This window comes from Balneicella halophila (genome assembly GCF_003096835.1).
GTDB classification, from domain to species: Bacteria; Bacteroidota; Bacteroidia; order Bacteroidales; family Balneicellaceae; genus Balneicella; species Balneicella halophila.
Genome location: NZ_QENZ01000004.1, coordinates 381,099 through 404,392, shown reverse-complemented (window position 1 = coordinate 404,392; position 23,294 = coordinate 381,099). Strand labels below are relative to the sequence as shown.

Genomic DNA, 23,294 nt, shown 5'->3' with positions numbered 1-23,294 from the left:
AATTATGATTACATATATCATTATAGCACTAACAGTTTTAGTTTCATTTTTATGCTTTCAGAACCACGAACTGTTTCAAAAACTAAAGTTCAATCCAGTAATGGTAAGGAAAGACAAGCAGTATTATCGCATGATAACCCATGCTTTCGTTCATGTAGATTGGACGCATTTATTAGTAAATATGTTTGTTCTGTACTTTTTTGGTAGAGCAGTGGAGTATTATTTTTCATTTTATTTCGGGCAAATGTCTACACTATTCTATATATTGCTCTATTTTGGAGGAATAGTTGTTTCTAATTTTTGGAGTCTCGAGAAACATAAAAACAACTATAATTACAACGCAGTAGGTGCATCAGGTGCTGTTTCAGCTGTTCTCTTTGCCTTCATATTTTTTGCTCCTTGGGAATTGCTTTATTTCTTTGGCATCATCCCTATACCAGGCATTTTATTTGGCATCGGATATTTATATTATTCTTACAAAATGACGAAACAAAATACTGATCAAGTGGCACACGATGCACACTTGTTAGGCGCAGTTTTCGGTTTTGTTTTACCCATGATTTTAAAACCCGGTTTATTACAGCATTTTATTCATGAACTTATATCAATCTTCTAGTTTTTTTCTTTTATCTCAATAATACTTTTATTGATAAAACTTTTACTTAACGGAATATGTTTTCCAACATTTAGTTAAATTTTTAACAATCCAACTGGTTGCAACTGGTTGAATTTATGTATTTTTATACCCTAACAATTAATTTTTGGTGTTATGCATAACGATTCTTCCATTCCGCATTATCAAAAAGTTATAGATTTTATAATAAACTCAGCACATGAAGGAAATTTAAGTGTTGGAGAAAAACTTCCTTCTTTAAATAGCATCGCAAAAACTTTTCAAATTTCAAGAGATACTGCATTAGCTGCTTATAAAATCATGAAATCAAAGGGAATAATTAAATCTGTCCCTGGCAAAGGTTATTTTTTATCTTCATTAGATTTTAATCAAAATTTAAATGTTTTTATATTATTCGATGAATTCAATTCATTTAAAGAGGATTTATACTCTTCTATTATTGATAATTTAGGAGAAAATGCTACTACAGATATTTATTTTCACCACTTCAACATTACAACATTTTCCCAGTTGATAAACAACAGTGTCGGTAATTACAGCCACTACATTATTATGCCTTGTCAATTTGAGTCTGTACACAAAATTTTATCAGTATTACCAACACAGCGAACCTATATACTCGACCAGTCTAATACAATACTTAACAGCATATATTCATCAGTTTATCAAAATTTTGAAGAAGATATATATAATGGTTTAACGTCTGCAAAATCATTACTAAACAAATACCAAAAACTTTGTATGATTTACCCTGGAGGTAAAGAACCTAAAGGGCAATTAAATGGTTTTATAAAATTCTGTACGGATTACGATTTCCCCTACGTCATCTTTTCATCCTTCAACGATACAATAATGAATAAAGGCAATTTATATATCACTCCTAATGACAGGTATTTAATTGAGCTGGTAAAGTTTGCAAAAAAACATCAATGGGAATTAGGTAAAGATATGGGCATTATCTCCTACAATGATACTCTGTTGAAAGAAGTCGTGGCAGATGGAATCACAACTATATCAACGGATTTTATAGAAATGGGACATAATATTACTAAGATAATAAAAGAGAACATAAAAACAAATATACATAACCCCTCATCACTAATAATTAGAAAATCTATATAAACTGTTATGGAAATTTTCAAAAAACTTAATGACGAATTTGAGAAACGCTATAATACTATAGCAGATGAAATCTATTTCGCTCCCGGACGTGTCAATTTAATCGGAGAACACATTGACTATAATGGGGGCTTGGTATTCCCTTGTGCATTGACAGTAGGTACTTATTTAGCACTTCGTAAACGAAATGATGATAAGATATTGTTGCAAAGCTTAAATTTTGAAGATAAACTCGAAACTGCTTTAAACGATTTAGAAAAGACCAACGAATGGTTTGACTATCCTATTGGAATTTTAAAATCGCTACAGGAAAAAGGTGGTAAATTTTCAGGTATGGAAATTCTATATTATGGGACAATTCCTAACAGCTCCGGATTATCATCATCAGCATCAATTGAATTGGTTACTGCCTATGCTCTAAATGACATCGCAAATATGAATTTAGATACTGTTGATTTGGTTAAATTATCCCAGCAAGTGGAAAACAAATACATCGGTGTAAATTGTGGCATAATGGATCAGTTTGCTGTAGGAATGGGTAAAGAAGAACATGCTATAGCACTAGATTGTAACTCTTTATCTTATGAGTATGTTCCCGTTGTCCTTAATGAATATTCATTACTCATAAGCAACACAAACTCGAAACGTAAACTCTCTGACTCAAAATACAACGAGCGTTTAGCTGAATGTAATAAAGCACTAAAAATAGTAAAACAACATTTTGATGTGAAAAACTTATGCGACCTAAACATCAAAGACTTAGAAAGCATAAAAGATAAATTTGAGGATATTACTATCTATAAAAAAGCCAGACATGTTGTTACGGAACAAGCACGAGTAGAAAAAGCCATAGAGCTTTTAAAAGCAAATGATTTGAAAGGATTTGGAGAATTAATGAACGCTTCTCATGATTCATTGAGAGATGATTATGAAGTTACCGGAAAAGCTTTAGATACATTAGTCTATGAAGGCAGAAAGACAAATGGCGTTATCGGAAGTAGAATGACAGGTGCAGGCTTTGGAGGCTGTACAGTTACTTTATTACATAAAAACAGTATCGAAGAATATAAAGAAAAAGTAAGTAAAGCCTACGAAAATGAGATGGGTATTTTCCCTGAATTTTACGCTGTAGGCATAGGCAGTGGAGTTATGAAACTAAAAAACCAAACAATTTAAGATATGGGAAATTCTTTTGAAACTTTAGATTACATCATTTTTGGAGTATATGCTCTGATTATCGTAGGTGTCGGACTTTGGGTGTCACGTGATAAAAAAGGTCATAAAAAAGATGCTAATGATTATTTTCTGGCAAGTAAATCGCTACCATGGTGGGCTATTGGAGCGTCTTTAATAGCTGCAAACATTTCCGCGGAACAGTTTATAGGAATGTCGGGCTCAGGCTTTGCTATGGGGTTAGCAATAGCTTCATACGAATGGATGGCCGCACTGACTTTAATTATAGTGGGTAAATATTTCCTGCCTGTTTTTATAGAAAAAGGTCTTTATACAATTCCAGAATTTATTGAGAAAAGATACAGTACTCATCTGAAATCTATACTAGCAATATTCTGGGTGGCTTTATTCATCTTCGTAAACCTTACCAGCGTTTTATTTCTTGGAGGTAAAGCTCTAAACGTAGTACTTGGCGTAGATACTATGACAGCCATTATCTGCTTGGCACTATTTGCCGCCGCCTACTCTCTATGGGGAGGACTCTCGGCAGTCGCCTGGACTGATGTTATACAAGTGGCATTACTGGTTGTCGGAGGATTAATTACAACTTTTATTGCATTAAGTAGTGTAACACCAGAAGGAGGTTTCTTTGCAGGACTTCAGCACATTTATGAACAAGCTCCAGACCATTTTCACATGATTCTGGACAAGTCTAATCCGGAATATATGAACTTGCCGGGTATTGCAGTATTAGTTGGTGGTTTATGGGTAGCCAACTTATATTATTGGGGATTTAACCAATACATTATTCAAAGAACTTTGGCTGCTAAATCTTTAAAGGAATCACAAAGAGGAATTGTGTTTGCTGCTTTTTTAAAGATGATAATCCCGCTAATCGTTGTAGTTCCAGGTATTGTTGCCTATGTCTTGTACCAAGGTGGAGAAGGAACTGCAATAATAGACGGCGTACAAACTGCTTTTTCCAAAGCAGGTGGTGGATTGAATAATGATAATGCATACCCTTGGTTGATTAGCACTTTTGTCCCTACAGGCTTGAAAGGATTAGTGGTAGCAGCCTTAGCAGCAGCTATTGTTTCATCACTTGCATCTATGTTAAATTCTACAGCAACAATATTCACAATGGATATTTACAAGCAAAATTTTAATAAGAGTGCTTCGCAAAGTTCATTAGTGAAAGTTGGCCGAATATCTGCAACCATTTCACTAATCATTGCTGTTTTGATAGCTCCCATGCTTGGAAATATTGATCAAATGTTCCAATACATTCAAGAGTACACAGGCCTAGTAAGTCCTGGTATTTTAGCAGTATTTATTATGGGATTATTTTATAAAAAAGCGACCAACAAAGGTGCTATATGGGGAATTATCCTTTCTGCATTCATTGCTTTTTATTTCAAAATCGGTCCTAATAATTGGGTTATAGGTGATATGGCGTGGTTATTCCCTACGCTACCATGGATGCACCAGATGATGATAACATGGATACTTTCTATGATAATCATTGCTATTATCAGTAATTATGATGGAAAAGGAAAAGCAAGTCCTAAAGCAATAATCATCAACAATAAAACTTTTGAAACAGGAAAGAACTTCAATATTGCATCATTTATAATCATCATACTATTAGCATTCCTTTATGCAATGTTTTGGTAATAAGAAATTTACAATCATCAATAATAAAAAACAGATCAATTATTAATTCCTGTCAGACGGTCTTTTAACTGTCTGATGGGAATAAAAGTTATTAATAAAAAATGAAAAAGAATATATCCAAATTTCTCAGAGATACAGACTCTCACAAATTTTCTAAGTCTTCATTAGCAAAACTACCAATCACACTAACATTATTATTTTTAACTCTTACTTCTCAATACGTTTTTTCTCAAACCATCGTAAAATCCAATGACGGTGAGTTAAAAATTACGGGATATATACGCAGTGGTTTTGCTAAAGATAAAGAAGGTAATACTCAAGTTTCGTTGCAAATGCCGGATGCTCCAAGTAAATTTAGTCTTGGCAATCAACCCGATACTTATGGAGAATTAGAATTTCGCTACAAACATTTTCTCAACGACGAAAAAGATAAATCAATTGAGGTTCGGTGGATGACTTCGTATTATGAATCTTTTAATGATGAAAGTAGCAGTAATCTTAATGAGTGGGAAAAATTGAATATTAGATTTCACAATCTCCTAAACAGAAATGAAATCATCTGGATTGGGAAGCGTTTTTATGACCGACACACTCTTTATATGATTGACAGACACTGGCTTAACCAAGGACAAACAGGTATTGGATTTGGCATGGAGCAATTATTATCTGGATCAGAGAAGGGAGGACAAGATATAAAATGGGGAGTTTGGAGACTCGAGCGTGATGATGTAAAATCTTTTAAAAATGAAAAAGAAGATGAACTTATAAACTATTTAGCAGACATAAGATGGGTCAAGATTCCTATAGCACAAAACTATTTTGTCAACTTCGCACTAAACTACTCTGTACGAACTGAGAACGAAGACTTAGGTTATGACACCAAACACGGTTACGGTGCCATTTCATGGTTAGATTATACGAAAAACAATATTTCACATACTACAGCATTACTTTATAAAAAAGGTGCTAATATTTTTAAAGATCATGCTACAGGAGAATCGATTATAGAAAATCCTAATAATGACAAAATAGTTATATATGACTTAGATGATGCCTATACATTAGAACTTAACCATAGTTTTCTTTATGATGATAAGGAAAACTTTGCTTTCAATGCTACACTCGTTGCTATTCATAAAGATTTTGGAACCGCTCCGAAGGTCTATAATCAGCAATTGCAAAATTTCCAAAAAACTGATGCTGGTCATACAATGGATTGGATAGGTATCGGGGCAAGACCAATGGTTTACATTAATAAATATTTCAGACTTACCGGAGAGTTGTCTTATGAATATATAAATAACAAATCTGCAGGTGTTCAAGGAAATATGACTAAGCTCGCTTTCACTCCTGAGTTTTCACTAAAAAAAGGTTTTTACTCAATGCCGGTAGTCCGACCTTACATTGCCTACGCACACTGGTCTAATGAATTGAAAGGTAGTATAGCATCATCCTCTGAATATTTAGCATCGAGAACTTCAGGTTTAATGTTTGGGTTGCAATTTGAATTATGGTGGTAGTTTGATATAGGAAAAACTAAAAGAATCCTCTTTTCTAGAATGAAAAGAGGATTCTTAATATCATAGGAATATCATTAAATTATCGTGTAAATAACCTTGGTGAAATATTTAGAGACAACCACGTCCAATATTGAAATTCGTCAGAATCTCCTCCTTTTACAACATCCATAGAGTCTGATAATAGTGCAAAAGAGAATCCTCCAGTTAGTGTTATGTCTTTATGAATATTCCATTTAGCATTTAAGTCAATCTCAGAACCTAAATCTTTATCAAGATAACTCATATTGTTATCATTTCTATTATAAGTATCTGTAGCCATTTGGAAATAGTGATATGTTAAACCCAAGCTGACTTTTGGAACTAACATTGTATTGACCCCAATGTAGGTATCCCATAAACCGGGTTTGTAGCCGTCTGCAAAAGGACTTACAAAAAAATAATCCATAAATCCATAAAATTTATGATGTGTACCGTATAAAGGATTGAAAGCTGTCAATTCCTCACTCTCATCCTGTCCACTTAGGTAATCTGTACCTAATTTTGCACTAATATTATTTGAAAACTTATAGTTAAGTATTCCCGAGAGCATATACGCGGATACATCTTGTTCTGATGCGGTCTTTCCGAACTGATAGTATCCAGAAACTGTGGCTTGTAACTGTGGAAGTACACCAAATTTCATATGACTACCCGCTGTTTGCATATATTGTACCTTCTTTGGGAGACCTAATCCGTAATCAATTTTTTGTGCTCCGAGGTTCATAAATAAAAAGGACATATTTACCGATGGATTGATGCTAACATTGTACCATAATGTTTGCATAGATTTATAGGGTTGTCCTATAGATGAATCATAGTAGTTGCCATGAACATTTTCTTTGTTTTGATTAAATGCTGCAATAAAATGCAATTTATGCTTCGCATTTTCATAGCCAAGTTTTACCGCATCATGATGACGTCCTGCAACGTGCCAGTCTAGAGCACCTAAAATACGTTGATCATCATAACTAATTACTTGACGCCCCAACTTTACGAAAAAACCCTCGCCAAAAGTCATCTTTGCCCAAGCTTCATGAACTCCAAAGTCAGCATCTTTATGAACCTGTTTATCATCTCCCCAAACACCTACGTGCTGAACAGACAAGCCTACCTCTAAAAAATCCTTAACATAGCCCAGATTCAATCGAGTTCTATTATTAATAAATGCACCAGGCAACTCATCTTCTGTCTTAGGAACTAAAGCTCCTTCTCTTAGCTCACCACGTGAGCGCAATTGCAAATCCAGTGTTAGCTTACTTCCATCATTTTGTGCCCAAAGACTCATACTTGAGAATATCATCACAAGTATCATTACATAATTTTTTTTCATAATAATCTGAATTAGATTTTCTTAATAATTATTCTGCGCTATAGGTATGAATACTTAAACCTTGGGCTGAAGGTAAATAATTTACGCCAAACCAAGTTATTTGTAACAACAAAAATCCGAAAACAACTACACAAAGAGCATTTTTATATCTTAAAGGTTTATGATTCCGATAATGAACATAAACTAAATACCCCATCCAAGTGGCAGCTGCCCAAGTCTCCTTAGGATCCCAACTCCAATAGTGTCCCCAAGCTTCCTTAGCCCAGAGAGCTCCGAATAACATTCCTATTGTGAGGAAGGCTAGCCCAACGTAAATAAAATTATCAATCAAATCCATGATTTTAGTCTCTATTTTCTGCTTTCTGCCAAAAAGCAAAAAATACAAACTCACCAAAGCTCCTGCTCCTAACATTGCATAAGAGAACATATACACAATTACATGTGGTGCGAACCATGGACTTTGTAAGGCCGGCATTAAAGTTTTATTGTGAATCTCAGGTTTTAAGATATTTACAAATATAAATACTGTGGCTAATATGGTACTAAATGTTAATATCCATGGATAACGCCAACGAATATATGTTATCAAACCTGCAATAGGCAGAAAGAAAGAATACCATAAGCGTGTTTCTCCCATTGTTCTAAGTGGAGGTCGCTCCAAAGACTGCCAAAATGCAGCTATAAAAGCAAAGAAAACTAGCAAGCCTAATATAGTCAAAAGTATAGACGGTACTCTTCCTGATTTTTTATAGGCAAAAAATGCTCCCAAAGCCCATAAGATAATGGAAGGAATCGCAAAATATATGAAATGTTCCCAAGTAATCGTCATTATTTATTGTCCTTTCTTTTAGCTACTAAAAATAGTCCTACTGACCCAATAAGCATCATGATTATCCCAAGATATACATAAGGTAACCAAGGGTCTCTTACCAATTCAAAAATACTGATATTACTCCACCGTCCCATCACCTCATCATAGCTTAATTGGTAAATTTTCCAACCTTCAACCTCTAAAGGCTTATTTACTTCAATCGTGGTTTGGATGTCTTCACCATCTTTTACATAAACATTCACTCCCGAAGCATATTTTTTAGGCTCTCGCTCGGGCATCACTACGCTGAATTCATCATTCAATGTAAGTGCTCTGTGGGGAAACATATGATTTCCTGCACTCACCCATCCTTCCTTTACCTGTTCATCTTTTTTAGCTTTTACATATACTGCAGAGGTAGCACCATGTGTCTCAAAGTTTACATACTTTACTGTATCTTGAGTTATCACTGAGGCAGCCATTGGAAGAAACTCTGTAACTTCAATCTCCCAATCTAACAGCTTTCCTTTGATTGGTGTCTCTTCTACTAATAAATTATGAGGTTGTTTTTTGGGTAATGCTTCTCCTGTTTCATTTGAAATGACAAGAAGTTTAGGAGGATATTGTTCTATTGTAAATGATTGTAATTCTATGGCTATAGGAAGTTCCACCATTTGTCCATCATCTGTGGTTGCTCTCCATTCCGGTTGTCCCAATTGAGTTTGCATACGAAGACGTTGCATATCCGCACTTCCTAGCACTCCAGCTAACAATGCGATAAATAGTCCTAAATGGTTCATTGCGAAGGTAAAATCTTTCCATTTGAAAGAAGCTAATCTTCTAATAGTTGCTAACCCAAGAATATTTAGGAAGTACAAGAATAATAAGGCGAAAATCCATGAACGTGTCATCTGGTGAAAACCCAAATTCCAATCACCTATATTTTTATGAGGATGACCATCGATAGGCATTATGACTTCCTGTCGGGTAAACCCCATAATAATTACAAGTATTAGTAAAGAAACAATGCTTGTAATCGCAGCTTCTGATTTTGAAAACCAAAAAATGTATTTATTATGTTTACTTAGAAAATAGAATGCAACTAAGATAACGCAATAAATAATCCCAAAAATTAAATTTAAAGGGTATTTAAGATATTCTAAGACAATCGGACCTATGGTAAATTGTAAAACTGCACCGGTTACAAATAAACCGATGCAGATTACAATACCTTCAGCATATTTCCAGGGATATTTCCACATATACGAGATGGTATATTATTTTGCAGAAACTAAGCGACCATTTTCCTTAGCTTCTTTTATCCACTCTGGGACAACTGTATTTAAAAACTTCTCTTTATTTTTCTTCATTTTTTCAGGATCTAGTCCGATATATCTCTGCGCTTTGTCTTTAGTAGAAACGTCTGGCAATGGTACTTCGTCAGTATAACCGAGTTTCGCTAATACTTTTGACACTGCCAATCTAGCTTGAAGCGATTTTTCTAATCCACTAGCTAAAATACGTTGCATTTCTTGCGGTGCATGGAAAGATGCTCCATGTGATGCCACACCAAAATCCCAACGCCATTGTGCTTGTCTCAACAGCTTTAAAGTTTCTTGCATTTGTGATTCGCTAGCTCCTTTCTTCCATGCAAACTCAGCTTCTAAATGAGCTTTTGCCAACTCTCTTTCAAGGGCAGTACGGGTTTCATTAGCTTTTCTTTGACGCTCATACACATTATTACGAAGTGTTTCTTCACTCTCTCTGTGGCAAGTTTGACAAGTTCTATCAATCATTGCTAAAGGACTTTGTATGTGGTGATCACTAAACTTAATACCACCTTCACTCTTATACGGCATGTGACAATCTGCACAAGAAACGCCACGCTGTCCGTGAATACCCATTTGCCAAGTCTCATAACCCGGGTGTTGAGCTTTGATAATTTTTGCTTTACTCAATTTATGGGTATAGTCAGCAAACTCAGCTTCATCATAATAAGCTTCAATGTCTTCCATCTTAAATCCTTTATCCCAAGGGAAGGTAAGGTAATTGCCTTCGCCTTTAAAGTAATATTCAACATGACATTGTGCACATACCAAAGTGCGCATTTCTTGCAAAGTTGCTTTGGTAATATCCTTACCTTGTCTAGCAAAAGCTTCAATCAAAGCAGGACGAGTGATTTGTAAATTCATTGTTTCAGCATCATGGCAATCTGAACAACCAATGGGGTTTACAATTTCTGGTCCAAGATCAGACCACCTCTGACCGTAAAACTCCTCTACGCCAATAGACTCCATCATTCTAGGCACGTCAGGACTTTTACATGCCCAACATGTAGATGGCATTGGTTCAGGACCATCTCCCATAGGAGCACCTACACGAAGAATTTCTCTCATATCTTCAATAGCATGCATGTGTCCGCGAGGTGTATTATATTCTTTCGAAAAACCATAACCAGCCCACAAGATGACCATATTTGGACGCTCTGCTAATACATCTTTTCTCTGGTTGCCATTAAACTCTGATTCAAAATCAGTTTCAATTGTTGCAGCCCAAGTTTCATATTCTCTAGGATAGTTGTCTTCAAAAATTTCGTTGCGCGCCTCTCCCTTCTCGATGTCAACCTTTTTATTATTATAAATACTTATAACCTCAGCATGTCGCTCATTAACAGATGCAGCTAACATTAATAAGACAAAAACTAAAGCCATTACTCCAATGAATAATAACCAACCTTGCCATGATTTTAATCCCGTTTTCATAGATGCTATTTTTTATTTTATATTTTCAATATTCTTTAAACTCCTGTTTTATTACTTTTCATCCTCTTCTTCAACCATTCTGGCACTATCCCTTCAGGATAAGGCACTATAGCATGTGGTGTTGAGGATAAACTATTTTTTCCTCTATGAGGTACCTCTGTATGGCAATCCCAACATGCTTTTCCTTTGCCACATGTAACCTCAGAGTATGTTACGCGACCCGTCTTTACAGCTTCCTGATTTAATTGCGTGTGACAACGGATACAATTATTCATTATAACCTCAGAACTTGCAGGTATCGCTTGCATTACTTGTGGTTCTAACCTCAATGTAAAAACTGCTGTATGGCGTAAGCCGTCTTTTGCTTTAAAGAAATACTTATTAAAAACATTATTGTGAGGAACATGACAATCATTACAAGTTGCCACTCTAGCGTGTGAACTATGATTCCAAGTAGCGTAAAATGGTCCCATCACATGACAATTAACACATGCCTTCGGGTCATCCGATAAATAACTGGTAAATTTTGAAGCATACATTAGGTAGACTGCCAAACCAAAAACAACTCCTGCCAATACAATACCTAAAACTTTTGAACGTTTTGTGGGAAGTATCCTGTCTATCTTCTTTTTAAGCTTCATCAATTTCTGCTCTTAATAATTATATCTATGAGTATGAAATCAAATTTACCTATTGAAAAAATATATAGGCTACAATAGACTTATGCTGTAAAACATAAAATCATATACTGATTAATATAACTTAAATTGTACGAAACTCCACTAATCATGTAACTGACTTTGAATTAATAAGTTGTAACACTATTAAGCATCTTATCTAAACTGAATCTATTTTAAGATTCTAAATCTAGAAAACATCTGGATAATTCATTTTCTAATGTGGCAGAGGCAGGAAGCAAAGGTAAACGTAAACCATTTTTAATTAAACCTTTCTGTTCCATTAACACTTTTATTCCTGTTGGATTTCCTTCTGCAAATATTTTCTGAGAAATTTCAAATAAGACTTTCTGCATTTTTTGAGCTTGCACATAATCTCCAGTAAGAGCAGCATTTACCAATCGGCTCATTTCCTTTGGTAGTGCATTTGCCAAAACTGAAATAACTCCTATAGCTCCTATGGCTATCATTGGCAGTGTTAAACCATCATCACCTGATATAACTTCAAAATGGTTTGGCTTTTGATTGATAATTCTGTTGATTTGAATTAGATTTCCGGATGCTTCTTTGATTGCGATAATATTCTGAAAATCATTGGCTAATTTCAAGCTCGTTTCTGCAGACATATTAACTCCGGTACGCCCCGGAACGTTATAAAGTACTATCGGTAAAGAAGTACTTTGGACAATTGCTTTATAATGCTGATACAGTCCTTCTTGATTGGGTTTATTATAAAAAGGAGTGGCTATCAATAAAGAGTCATATTGTTGTATCCATTCGTTTTGCTCTATCGTATTAATTACTGCTTGGGTATTATTTCCTCCTGCTCCTATCACTAAAGGTACGCGTCCTGCTGTTTCTTTAAAAACACAATCAGCAATCGCCTTCTGCTCTTCAGTAGTTAATGTCGCTGTCTCGGCCGTTGTTCCCAAAGCGACCAAATAATCAACACCGCCGTCAATTAAATAGTTTACAATTCGCTTCAATGCGTCAAAATCAACCTCTTTATTCTTAGTAAACGGAGTAACCACCGCAACTCCCGTTCCTTTTAAATCTTTTGCCTTTATCATATCTCAATCGTAAACTAATTTCTATACGAGTATAAGATTTCCAACGATAGAAAACCTAAACTTCTTTATTCTTCTTCTTCTTAAAAATAAAATGTTCCGACAATAAAACAACAATAACACCCATTACAAAAGCATTACTTAAAATGGGTTTCAGTATTGTTGGTATCGCATTTTGTATTTCTTTAGGTAAAAATGCAATAAAAATAGCAATAAGCAAAGGGATAGCTATTATTAAACTTTGCTCGAAACTTTTAACGGCTTTGTTTGTTGGTATCATCTGCAAGGCTGCTCCTAATTGCGATGTCATTAAAAATAAAAACACAAAACCCATCACCGGATTAGGTATTAGGAGAAAAATTTCAATCAAAGGAGGAAAAAAAGCAATCAGGATTAAGGCAATTCCTGCAGGAAGCAGTGCATATCTTGAGGCACATCCGGTTGACATAATAACCCCGGGACTGAATGAAAAATCAACCGTCCCTATCACTCCAAATATTCCTGACAAAGCATTTGCTAATCCTGTAACACGTAATCCACTTTCTGTAGACTCATCTACACTCTTCGCATCAATAGCTTTAGCAACTCCCTGTATAGAGCCTAATTCGTTAATAAATAGCGCCAAATAACAAAATATAAAAGAGAGAATAATTCCTATGTCAAATCTCAAAGGAAACACAGTCCAAGAGGAAGAAACCTCACCTTTGTTAACTGTATTATCCACAGGTATTCCTAAAACAAAATAATAGGCTAAAGCTCCAAAAATCAAGCCCCAAAGAACAACAGTTGATTTCCAAATACCTTGAAGAAATTTATTCAATAATATTAAAATAAATAACCCTATTAAACCAAAAGAAAGTGCACCTAATGGAGCTAAACCGCCTGAGAATACTAAATCAATAATGGTAGGCATTAGCGTAAAAGCAATCAACGCCAAGATAACAATAACAATGCGTGAAGTAAAAATTAGTGGAATACGATTTAATATTGGCTTGATATATGAAGTAAGGAAAACCAAAACTCCTCCTATGAGTATCGCAGTATAAATCTCCGAAATCTTATCAGCTTGTGATGAAAGAATGCCAATAAGTAAAACGGATGCAGGTCCTATAACGATCGGTAAGCGATGCCCCCATAAAATCTGTACAACTAAAGCAAAACCAACAATTCCAAGCAAACGTTGTGTGTAAAAAATTTGATCGGCTATACTCTCATAATGAAACTGTGCAACAATAGCCCCCACGATTAAAATACTCGGAATCGTTACTAAAAACCATTGTAGTCCATACAGTATCATCGGTAAGCTTGGAAGCTTTTCATCTATATCGTATCGTAGTTTAGACATGGTATCATTCAATCATTTTCAATAATTCCTCTTCCGAAATAATCGGGATATTTAATTTTTCGACTTTAGCCATTTTAGCAGGTCCTACCTTTTCCCCTGCAAGGAAATAATCGGTATTTTTTGAAACACTGCTACTATTCTTGCCTCCGTTTTTTTCTATGAGTTCTTTAATCTCATCGCGAGAACGCGAAAAAGTTCCTGAGAGAACAATGGAAAGTCCACGAAGTTTATCCGATGTATCAACTAATGCCTCTTCACTCAACATCATTTGTACTCCAGCTTCTTTTAATCTGTTTATCAATTGGATATTTTTCATCTCCAAAAAGAAGTTTACCACACTTTCGGCAATTTTACCCCCTATTTCATCTATTTTTTCTAATTCCTCTTGCGAAGTCGCCATTATTTTGTCAATACTATGTAGTGCTAAAGCTAATTGTTTAGCCACAGTTTGTCCCACGTAGCGAATGCCCAAACCATACAACACTCTCGGGAAAGGAACTTGTTTTGAAACTTCAATTCCCTGGATAATACGCTCTGCAGACTTTTCTCCCATGCGCTCTAAACCTATGATATCAGAAATTTTCAAAGAATATAGGTCTGCAATATCATCTACTAAATTCTCTCTGTATAATAAATCGATGGTTTCCTCTCCTAAACCATCAATATCCATAGCTTTTCTACTTACAAAATGAATAATGCGTCCTTTCACTTGCGGTGGGCAATCGGTAATATTGGGGCAGTAATGATTTGCCTCATCAATGGCTCTCACAAGTGGCGTTCCGCATACAGGGCAATCTTTTATGAATGTAACAGCTTTTGCATCAGGTTTACGCTCGCTAATATCGACTCCTGTAACTTTGGGAATAATTTCGCCTCCTTTCTCTACAGAAACGGTGTCTTCTTCGTGTAAATCCAGACCAATGATAAAGTCTTCATTATGCAAGGAAGCTCGGCGTACAGTGGTTCCTGCCAATTGCACTGGCGAAAGATTTGCCACAGGAGTGACTGCTCCTGTTCTTCCTACTTGAAAGCTCACGCTTTCCAGACGTGTCATGGCACTTTCAGCTTTAAATTTATAAGAAATAGCCCAACGTGGCGACTTCGCTGTATAGCCCAACTGCTCTTGCTGTGCAATATTGTTTACTTTAACAACGATACCATCGATTGGTACAGCTAAATTAGCTCTATGCTTATCCCAGTAATCAATAAAGGCAAACACTTCTTCCATTGATGCACACAGTTTTGCATCAGGTGAAGTCTTAAAGCCTAATTCCTCAGCCCATTGCAAATTTTCCCAATGCGTAGGTTTTGTCTCATCCTCCGCAAGCATATAGTATAAATAGCAATCAAGTCCCCGCTCGCCAACGAGTTTAGAATTTTGCAATTTTAATGTTCCAGCTGCAAAGTTTCTCGGATTGGCATAAGGCTCTTCTCCATTTTCAATTTTCTCAGCGTTTAATTCTTCAAACCGCTTAAAAGGCATCAATATCTCTCCACGTATTTCAAAAAAGTCAGGATATTCATTGCCTCTCAATTTTAAAGGAATACTGCGAATCGTTTTTACGTTGTCAGTTACATTATCACCAATAGCTCCATCTCCTCTAGTGAGTGCTTTTGTCAAAAGTCCATTCTCATAGGTCAAGCTAATAGAGCTTCCGTCATATTTCAATTCACAAACATATTCTACGGGTTCTTTTACCATTCGAAATACTCTATCTTCAAATGCTTTTAATTCTTCTTTAGTATAAGTATTTCCCAAAGAAAGCATTGGATATTTGTGAGGCTCTTGTGTAAAAGACTTATTGATATCACTGCCAACACGCTGTGTGGGCGAGCTAGGGTCAAACATCTCAGGGTAAGTAAGTTCCAAGTCCTGCAACTCTTTCAACATCATGTCAAAATCATAGTCACTAACAGAAGGTTGTGCTTTTACATAATAGTTATAATTATACTCCCTTAAAGTATTTCGCAGATACTCAATACGTTGTATATCTTGTTCTTTTTTTCCCATAATCAAATGTAAAAATAATTTTAGGAAATAACTCGTTCGTTGAAAAAAAATGTGCTATATTCGCAACGTGATGAGGTGCTTAATAGCCTAACAGGGAATTACGTGAAAGTCGTAAACAGATTCCGCTGCTGTAAGTTCCTAAAAAAGAACCACAATTCTTTGACCACTAGTTTAACTGGGAAGGTCGATGGTTCGGAACAAGTCAGAAGACCTACCTATCACATTATGCTGTTGTTGCGTTCGGAAATTTAACAAGACAACCACTTAGAAGAACAATGATGAATAGTTAAATATAGGGTATTACTGATACATAAAATTACATTCAGTTACCCAAAACATATTAGAAAATTAATACCTTTTTTGTGTTACTTTTCATGCGATGGTGTAGTGTGTTTCAAGCTAATGTTACCAAATTATCCTCTCACATACATCATAAGGGGTATTTCAAGGACTGTCTTTCTCTCACTCTGACAGTCCTTTTTTTATTTTTAGCGTGTCGCTCTTATCATTCGATCCTTACCGTTGATATCCTTGCGAAGTTCTATATTTCTATAGCCCTTACTATCCAGCAAATCTATAGTTTCTTTTCCCAGTGCTTCATTTATTTCAAAATACAGAGCACCGTTATCATTCAAATGTTCAGTAGCTAAATCTGCAATTGCTTCATAGTACAAAAGTGGCTTCTCATCTGTGACAAACAAGGCTGTGTCAGGCTCATAATCTAATACATTTGGGTGCATCTGCGAATTTTCTGATTCGCGGATATAAGGAGGATTACTGACAATAACATCATATTTCCCTAAACCATAAGTTTCCCATTTTAATACATCAGCATAAAGGAATGTAGGACGCAGACTATACCTATCGCAGTTTTCTCTTGCGAGATCAAGAGCATCTAGCGAGATATCTAGAGCCGTGCAATGTGCTCGTTTAAAATGCTTGCCTAGGGCTATAGTAATGCAACCGCTTCCGACACCTATATCTAAGATTTGGTTGATTTCTGATTCTCTTTGTATAATCCAATCGACGAGCTCCTCTGTTTCTTGACGTGGGATAAGCACTCCCGGCTCAACATATACATCATAGCCATAAAAAGTGGTCTCGCCTAAAACATATTGGACTGGCATACCTGTAGCTACTTCTTCCAAAGACTTTTCTAAAGCTTGTAATTGTTCAGACTTTAAAGCTTCATTTTGTGATAGCAACAAGTCAGAGTCGCTGTATTTTAGCAGGTAGGAGGCTATGCGTTTAGTTATTGCACGACTTTCATTACTATTGTAAAGTTTGGCTAATTTCTCTTCTCCTTGTTTATAAAATTCTTTTAAAGTCATTAATTACTTTTTTAAACGAATTACTTTTTGGACACCTTTCAAGGTTTGTATTTTTGAGCTAATCATATCCAAATATCCTTTATTAGGAACTTCTACACTCAATTTTCCAATAAAAAGTCCATCTTCTGTAGTAAAACTAATTCCTCTAAGTTTAGCACTCTGTTTATCGGTGAATAATGCTGTTATACCATTGACAATACCAGCACTGTCTTCTCCATGCACTTCTAATTGTGCCATATAAGATGTATCGCCTTGTTTCGTCCAGCAAGCAGGCACTACACGGTATGGATAGCGCTGCATCATATTTTCAGCATTAGGACAATTTTTGCGATGAATTCGAATGCCTTTACTAATAGATATAAATCCAAAAATATCATCTCCAAACACAGGCGAGCAACAGCTTGACAAGGTAAAATCTACGCCAGACACCTTATCTCCAATAACGAGTACATCTGATGGAGTACCCAATGGTTTCTTGGTCTCTTGTAAATCTTTTATTTCCTCTACAGATATTTCTTTTGCTTCTTTCTCTTTTTGAGTAAAGAATTCTTTTATTGTGTTGAGTTCAATCTTATTCGTACCAATATTGTAATACAACTCATGTACCTGTTTCATTTTGAAATGCTGTTGCAAATCACGGACAGCTATGTCATTGAAGGGAATATCCCAATTCTTCATCCGTCTCATAAGCATTTCCTTACCTAAAGCTATCTCTGAAGCTTGTTGCTCTTTCATAGCTTGACGAATGTGGCTTTTTGCCTTAGAGGTAACCACAAATTGCAACCAATCTTGGTTAGGCTTTTGATTCTTTGCGGTGTTTATCTTAACGGTATCACCACTTTGTAAAACATAGCGAATAGGGACATTTTTATTATTAATTGTTCCACCGGTACAGGTATTTCCTATATCACCGTGAATGCTATAAGCAAAGTCTAAAACCGTTGCTCCTCTTGGCAGCTGTTTCAAATCTCCATTGGGAGTGAAAATATACACTTCTTTATCAGATAATTCCAACAAAAGATCATCAATGACTTCTTCACTTCCTTCCTTTCCTTCACTTTCCAAAATTTCTCTAACGTTGAGCAACCATTCGTCTAATACAGTATTATCCTTGCCCCCTTTGTACCGCCAATGCGCTGCAAATCCTTTTTCTGCCACTTCATCCATGCGCTCGGTACGAATTTGCACCTCAACCCAACGCTTGTCTTTCGTCATTACAGTGGTATGTAACGATTCGTAGCCTGTTGATTTTGGAATGGTTATCCAATCACGTAAGCGCTTAGGGTTTGGCTGATAGATATCACTCACAATAGAATACACTTGCCAGCAATGCATTTTCTCTTTTTCACGTGGAGTATCTAAAATAATTCGAATGGCAAAAATATCATAGACTTCCTTGAGGGAAACTTGTTGCTTTCTTATCTTACCCAAAATGGAAGCAATCGATTTTGTTCTGTACTTTACCGTGTATCTTAAGCCTTCTCTGTCCAGCCTTTCTTTAATCGGCGCGATAAAACTTTCAATAAATTGTAAGCGCTCTGCTTCAGACTCTTCCAGTTCTGCGACCAGTTTGGCGTATGCCTCTGGTTCATTAAACTGCAACAACCTGTCTTCCATATCCATTTTCACTGGATATAAACCGAGGCGATGAGCAAAGGGGAGATAAACAAAGGTAATTTCGTCAACTAAGTTTTGTTGCTCTTCCTTATCTTGTTTTTCAATGTGCCGAAGTGCATACAGCCTCCGTGCTAAAATGATGAGAATAACCCGTACATCCTCCGCCAAAGACAGCAATAATTTCTGAAATATTTCGGCATTTTCTTTATGTACTTGATATAATTCCTCAACCTTTCCTAAGCCCAAGATTAATCGATAAACAGAGTCAGGATAATGATTCTTTATTTCTTCTTTACTAAACTTGCCAATATAAAGCAATTCGTACAAAATACTGACAATAGCTGAAGTACTTCCAAGCCCCAACTCTGTGGTCACGCTTACGGCTAACTTTAATGCCTTCCCCTCTTGCTCATCATCAGTAAGTTCTTGCAGTAAAGCCAGTGTCTTTCGCAGTAATTTTTCATCTGTAGAAGTACTCCCCTTACTATTTGCTATAATAATCTTATGTAACTCTTCTCGCCACTCCATAATTCTCTTTCTCTATATTCCTAAGCACCATGTATTTATCATACTGCCATTAATGTGATAAATTAACACACACTACTTAGAGAAACTCTTACTTTACGCCCATATCCTCCGCAATCTTAGCAATCTTATCAAGTGCTTTAGCTGATACTTTATCAAATTGTTCGGCGGATTTAAGCTCATCTTTCACTTCAAAATAAAACTTTATTTTAGGCTCAGTTCCTGACGGGCGTACAGAAATCTTAGAACCATCTTCTAGGTAATATTGCAAAACATTAGAGGCAGTTTCATAATTTAACTTCTCTCTCTTACCGGTCGTTATGTCTGTTGATTCTCTGACTTTATAATCGTTGATTTTCATGACCTCTGAACCATTGATAGTTTTTGGTGGATTATGACGAAAATCATGCATCATCTGATTGATTTCTTCTGCTCCACTTATTCCTTTACGTACAATATAAATCATCTTCTCCTGAGAAAAACCATATTCTACATAGATTTCCTTCAGCAATTCATATAATGTTTTGCCTTGTTCTTTTGCCCAAGCAACAATTTCTGCCATGATGGAACAAGCTGAAACACCGTCTTTGTCTCTTACGATATTACCCACCATATATCCAAATGACTCTTCTCCTCCTCCTATATAATGCCCTTCAGGATGTTTACGAATGGCTTCTGCAATCCACTTAAATCCGGTGTAGGTATCGTAACATTTCACATTATTTTCTTCTGCAATTTTCCGAAGCAACTCACTAGTAACGACAGTTTTCACAATATATTCATTCCCCTTCATCAGTCCTTTCTTCTTATATTGGGTAATGAGGTAATAGGTAAATAAAAGTGCTGTTTGGTTTCCATTGACTAATATCCATTCTCCTTTATCATTCTTTATTGAAATACCAATACGGTCACCGTCAGGATCACAAGCCATCACCAAATCAGCATCTACTTCTTTCGCTCTGTCTATTGCCATTTCTAAGGCTACCGGTTCTTCTGGATTTGCTGATTCTACTGTTGGAAAATCTCCTGAAATAACATACTGCTCTGGAACGTCATAAACATGACTAAACCCATAATTCTTGATAGAAGCTGGCGTCATATAATGAGTAGCGCCATGCAACGGAGTAAATACAATTTTTAAATCTTTATGCTTCTGGATAACTTCAGGATCTAATGAAAGAGACTTAACTGCAGCTAAATATTTTTCATCCATCTTTTTGCCTAATACTTCAATAAGTTCAGGATTTCCATCAAACTTTATGTCTTCAACTTTTATCTTTTTAACTTCATCAATCACTCCTTTGTCATGTGGAGGAACTAACTGTGATCCATCATCCCAGTATGCTTTGTATCCATTGTACTCCTTAGGATTATGAGACGCTGTTATAATAACACCAGATTTACACCCTAATTCACGAATAGCAAACGAAAGCTCTGGAGTAGGTCTTAGATCTTCAAAAATATAAGCTTTAATACCATTGGCTGACATGACATTAGCAACGGTATTTGAAAATAATTTATTATTGTGACGACAATCATAGCCTATACACATCGAGATTTCTTCTCCTTTAAATTGTTTATTCAAATAATTGGCTAAACCTTGTGTTGCACCTCCAACGGTATAAATATTCATCCTGTTTGTTCCTACTCCCATGATGCCGCGTAAACCACCCGTTCCAAACTCAAGGTCTTTGTAGAATGAATCTACCAACTCCGTTTTATCCTCAGCCTCAAGAAGTTCTCGAACTTTTGCTTTGGTTTCTTCATCATAACTTCCTTCTAACCATGTCTTTGCCTTTTCAGTTGCTTTTGCAATTATTTGCTTATCCATATTGTTGTAATTTTATGATTGATCATTTTGTTCTTAACAAAGTTAAAAGGATTTTTCTATTTACCATTACGTTATATTACAACTAATAAAAGTTTATTATTTGAAAACAAAAAAGCATCGTCTTTTCAGACGATGCTCTCCATTACTAATCACTAAAAATCAATGTTATGAAAACTTTTTACTCTTCAAACATTTTATTGAATTCCTCTACAGTAACCTCTTTATCTTCAAGAGTTACTTTAGATTTTATAAAGTCTAACACTTTCTGTTCTTCTACACGTTCGTGTAACTTTTGTACTTCCTGCTGATTTTGCATCATTTGATTTGCATACTGTTCAAGATGCTCCTCTGGTACATCCATGATTCCGTATTGTCTGAATTGAGTCAGAGCAAAAGTTTTAGCCAAAGCTTTTATATCTTCTGGATTTACCTTTAATTCATTCTCTTTAGCAATTTTTGCCTTGATTAATTGCCATTTGATTTCTTTAGCATAGTTTTCAAAATTCTCTTCTACACTTTCTTTTGTGAAATCTTTATTTGCAAGAACTAACCATCGTTTTAGGAATGCCTCAGGCAATTCAAAATCTGCCTGCTCTTGCAATAATTCTTTAATGTCTAATCCTAGTTTATAATCAACATCACCGGCAACCTGACTTTCAATCTCTTCTTTGATTTTAGCTCTGAATTCCTCTTCTGACTTCACCGTTCCCTCACCATATACTTTATCAAAAAGTTCTTGATTTACCTCATGAGATTCAAATCTTGAAATTTCTTTGATCGTAAAACGGAACTTTGAATTTGCTTCTTCAATCTCTTCTTTCTTTACATCTAAAAGAGATGCTAAATCAGAAAGATTTGGATAAGCCTTTTTCAAATCAAAATCAATAGTTTCTCCCGCTTTTGCTCCTATAAACTGCTTTTTAATCTCTTCATCTTTCATGTATTCCAATGCTATAGCTACATTGTCTTTTTGAATACCATCCTTCTTAGGGTTTACTCTCGCCAGCTCCACAAAGTCTCCACGAAGCAAATCATTATCAGCTACCTCTTCAACCTCTTTATTTTCTCCAAATCTGCGAGCATGCATTTCTATTCCATTATCGATCATTTCATCAGAAACGATAATTGGATAACGCTTTACCTTAGTATCTTCAGTAGCATCAATGTTTATTTCTGGAGATAAACCAATATCGTAAGAGAATGAAAATTCTTTATCTTTTTTCCAATCAACTTCAGCTTGTTCAGTTTCATTTGGAAGTGGCTCTCCTAAAATGTCAATATTATTGTCAACGATATACTTATAAAGATTATTGCTCACAACTTTGTTCACCTCATCAACTAAAACAGAAGTACCGTAAAGTTTTTTCATAATTCCCATTGGTACTTTACCTTTACGAAACCCCTTAATTTCAGCTTTTTTCTGTTGCTCTTTTAAGGTTTTCTCAACGTTAGCTTCGTAATCTTCCGGTGTTACTTTTACGGTAATTGTTGCGTTCAACGCGTCGTTATCATTTCTAACAATATCCATGCTTGTATTATTTTTAGCATTATAAAAAAATACCGTTGCTCACATTCGAGTTAACGGTATTTGTGTGTGTGTGCGGATGAAGGGACTCGAACCCCCACGCCCGAAAGCACTAGATCCTAAGTCTAGCGTGTCTACCAATTTCACCACATCCGCTCTAAAAGCGGTGCAAATATAATTATATTTCTCTAAATACTCACTATTTTTCTTTTTTTATTTACTCTTTTTCTCGAAAAAAAGCTTTAGCAGTGAATTATCTTATTATTAAAACTTAGTAAATGAATGTTTCTATCAATATCTAAG

General features: G+C 35.6%; 17 protein-coding genes, 1 tRNA gene and 1 riboswitch. Of the genes, 5 read left to right on the top strand and 13 right to left on the bottom strand.

What is annotated here, in order from left to right; translation table 11 throughout:
* Positions 1–4 precede the first annotated feature (4 nt).
* The 5 genes from C7377_RS06760 (at position 5) to C7377_RS06740 (ending at position 6,120) form a co-directional block, all read left to right on the top strand.
* The gene (locus C7377_RS06760) at positions 5–616 is read left to right on the top strand and encodes a rhomboid family intramembrane serine protease (protein WP_116496572.1); all 612 of its coding nucleotides are present in this window, start codon (positions 5–7) and stop codon (positions 614–616) included.
* Between the two features lie 153 nt (positions 617–769).
* Complete coding sequence (locus C7377_RS06755) at positions 770–1,756, top strand: GntR family transcriptional regulator (protein ID WP_116496571.1); 987 nt, start codon at positions 770–772, stop codon at positions 1,754–1,756.
* A gap of 6 nt (positions 1,757–1,762) precedes the next feature.
* Positions 1,763–2,929, top strand: coding sequence for a galactokinase (locus C7377_RS06750; protein WP_207778439.1), 1,167 nt, complete (start codon positions 1,763–1,765; stop codon positions 2,927–2,929).
* A 3-nt stretch (positions 2,930–2,932) separates the two neighbouring features.
* A complete protein-coding gene (locus C7377_RS06745) occupies positions 2,933–4,600 on the top strand; it encodes a sodium/sugar symporter (RefSeq protein WP_116496570.1) in 1,668 nt (555 codons plus the stop codon).
* 101 nt (positions 4,601–4,701) lie between these two features.
* The gene (locus C7377_RS06740) at positions 4,702–6,120 is read left to right on the top strand and encodes a carbohydrate porin (protein WP_116496569.1); all 1,419 of its coding nucleotides are present in this window, start codon (positions 4,702–4,704) and stop codon (positions 6,118–6,120) included.
* 79 nt (positions 6,121–6,199) lie between these two features.
* Here the strand turns inward: C7377_RS06740 and C7377_RS06735 are convergent, their stop codons facing one another.
* From C7377_RS06735 to C7377_RS06675, 13 genes are all read right to left on the bottom strand, one after another.
* Entirely contained in the window at positions 6,200–7,489 is a 1,290-nt protein-coding gene (locus C7377_RS06735) for an alginate export family protein (protein WP_116496568.1), read from the bottom strand.
* Between the two features lie 28 nt (positions 7,490–7,517).
* Positions 7,518–8,312 carry a cytochrome c biogenesis protein CcsA gene (ccsA, locus tag C7377_RS06730; protein ID WP_116496650.1) on the bottom strand — a complete coding sequence of 265 codons (795 nt, stop codon included), beginning with the start codon at positions 8,310–8,312 and terminating at the stop codon, positions 7,518–7,520.
* Positions 8,313–8,317: 5 nt separating this feature from the next.
* A complete protein-coding gene (locus C7377_RS06725) occupies positions 8,318–9,562 on the bottom strand; it encodes a cytochrome c biogenesis protein ResB (protein WP_116496567.1) in 1,245 nt (414 codons plus the stop codon).
* Positions 9,563–9,577: 15 nt separating this feature from the next.
* Positions 9,578–11,062: an ammonia-forming cytochrome c nitrite reductase gene (gene nrfA, locus C7377_RS06720; RefSeq protein ID WP_116496566.1), complete on the bottom strand. Its 1,485-nt coding sequence runs from the start codon at positions 11,060–11,062 to the stop codon at positions 9,578–9,580.
* 35 nt (positions 11,063–11,097) lie between these two features.
* The gene (gene nrfH, locus C7377_RS06715; RefSeq protein ID WP_116496565.1) at positions 11,098–11,703 is read right to left on the bottom strand and encodes a cytochrome c nitrite reductase small subunit; all 606 of its coding nucleotides are present in this window, start codon (positions 11,701–11,703) and stop codon (positions 11,098–11,100) included.
* A gap of 212 nt (positions 11,704–11,915) precedes the next feature.
* Positions 11,916–12,809 (bottom strand): 4-hydroxy-tetrahydrodipicolinate synthase, encoded by an 894-nt coding sequence (gene dapA, locus C7377_RS06710; protein WP_116496564.1) that lies wholly within the window; start codon positions 12,807–12,809, stop codon positions 11,916–11,918.
* 55 nt (positions 12,810–12,864) lie between these two features.
* Complete coding sequence (locus C7377_RS06705) at positions 12,865–14,151, bottom strand: uracil-xanthine permease family protein (RefSeq protein ID WP_116496563.1); 1,287 nt, start codon at positions 14,149–14,151, stop codon at positions 12,865–12,867.
* A gap of 4 nt (positions 14,152–14,155) precedes the next feature.
* Positions 14,156–16,162, bottom strand: coding sequence for an NAD-dependent DNA ligase LigA (ligA, locus tag C7377_RS06700; RefSeq protein ID WP_116496562.1), 2,007 nt, complete (start codon positions 16,160–16,162; stop codon positions 14,156–14,158).
* A 55-nt stretch (positions 16,163–16,217) separates the two neighbouring features.
* Positions 16,218–16,395: riboswitch (cobalamin riboswitch) on the top strand.
* Between the two features lie 255 nt (positions 16,396–16,650).
* Positions 16,651–17,493 carry a peptide chain release factor N(5)-glutamine methyltransferase gene (gene prmC, locus C7377_RS06695; RefSeq protein WP_116496561.1) on the bottom strand — a complete coding sequence of 281 codons (843 nt, stop codon included), beginning with the start codon at positions 17,491–17,493 and terminating at the stop codon, positions 16,651–16,653.
* Positions 17,494–17,496: 3 nt separating this feature from the next.
* Entirely contained in the window at positions 17,497–19,638 is a 2,142-nt protein-coding gene (locus tag C7377_RS06690) for a RelA/SpoT family protein (protein WP_116496560.1), read from the bottom strand.
* Positions 19,639–19,726: 88 nt separating this feature from the next.
* Positions 19,727–21,466, bottom strand: a complete 1,740-nt coding sequence (locus tag C7377_RS06685; RefSeq protein ID WP_116496559.1) for a phospho-sugar mutase — start codon at positions 21,464–21,466, stop codon at positions 19,727–19,729.
* Positions 21,467–21,644: 178 nt separating this feature from the next.
* Entirely contained in the window at positions 21,645–22,994 is a 1,350-nt protein-coding gene (tig, locus tag C7377_RS06680) for a trigger factor (protein WP_116496558.1), read from the bottom strand.
* A 71-nt stretch (positions 22,995–23,065) separates the two neighbouring features.
* Positions 23,066–23,147 (bottom strand) — tRNA-Leu (locus C7377_RS06675).
* Positions 23,148–23,294: the final 147 nt, after the last annotated feature.

Excerpts from the sequence above, each read along its gene's own strand:
- C7377_RS06755 (WP_116496571.1), top strand. The coding sequence starts at position 770 with ATGCATAACGATTCTTCCATTCCGCATTATCAAAAAGTTATAGATTTT.
- tig (WP_116496558.1), bottom strand. The coding sequence starts at position 22,994 with ATGGATATTGTTAGAAATGATAACGACGCGTTGAACGCAACAATTACC.
- ligA (WP_116496562.1), bottom strand. The coding sequence starts at position 16,162 with ATGGGAAAAAAAGAACAAGATATACAACGTATTGAGTATCTGCGAAAT.
- nrfA (WP_116496566.1), bottom strand. The coding sequence starts at position 11,062 with ATGAAAACGGGATTAAAATCATGGCAAGGTTGGTTATTATTCATTGGA.
- prmC (WP_116496561.1), bottom strand. The coding sequence starts at position 17,493 with ATGACTTTAAAAGAATTTTATAAACAAGGAGAAGAGAAATTAGCCAAA.
- C7377_RS06760 (WP_116496572.1), top strand. The coding sequence starts at position 5 with ATGATTACATATATCATTATAGCACTAACAGTTTTAGTTTCATTTTTA.
- C7377_RS06690 (WP_116496560.1), bottom strand. The coding sequence starts at position 19,638 with ATGGAGTGGCGAGAAGAGTTACATAAGATTATTATAGCAAATAGTAAG.
- C7377_RS06740 (WP_116496569.1), top strand. The coding sequence starts at position 4,702 with ATGAAAAAGAATATATCCAAATTTCTCAGAGATACAGACTCTCACAAA.
- nrfH (WP_116496565.1), bottom strand. The coding sequence starts at position 11,703 with ATGAAGCTTAAAAAGAAGATAGACAGGATACTTCCCACAAAACGTTCA.
- C7377_RS06750 (WP_207778439.1), top strand. The coding sequence starts at position 1,763 with ATGGAAATTTTCAAAAAACTTAATGACGAATTTGAGAAACGCTATAAT.
- C7377_RS06705 (WP_116496563.1), bottom strand. The coding sequence starts at position 14,151 with ATGTCTAAACTACGATACGATATAGATGAAAAGCTTCCAAGCTTACCG.
- C7377_RS06685 (WP_116496559.1), bottom strand. The coding sequence starts at position 21,466 with ATGGATAAGCAAATAATTGCAAAAGCAACTGAAAAGGCAAAGACATGG.
- dapA (WP_116496564.1), bottom strand. The coding sequence starts at position 12,809 with ATGATAAAGGCAAAAGATTTAAAAGGAACGGGAGTTGCGGTGGTTACT.
- C7377_RS06725 (WP_116496567.1), bottom strand. The coding sequence starts at position 9,562 with ATGTGGAAATATCCCTGGAAATATGCTGAAGGTATTGTAATCTGCATC.
- C7377_RS06745 (WP_116496570.1), top strand. The coding sequence starts at position 2,933 with ATGGGAAATTCTTTTGAAACTTTAGATTACATCATTTTTGGAGTATAT.
- C7377_RS06735 (WP_116496568.1), bottom strand. The coding sequence starts at position 7,489 with ATGAAAAAAAATTATGTAATGATACTTGTGATGATATTCTCAAGTATG.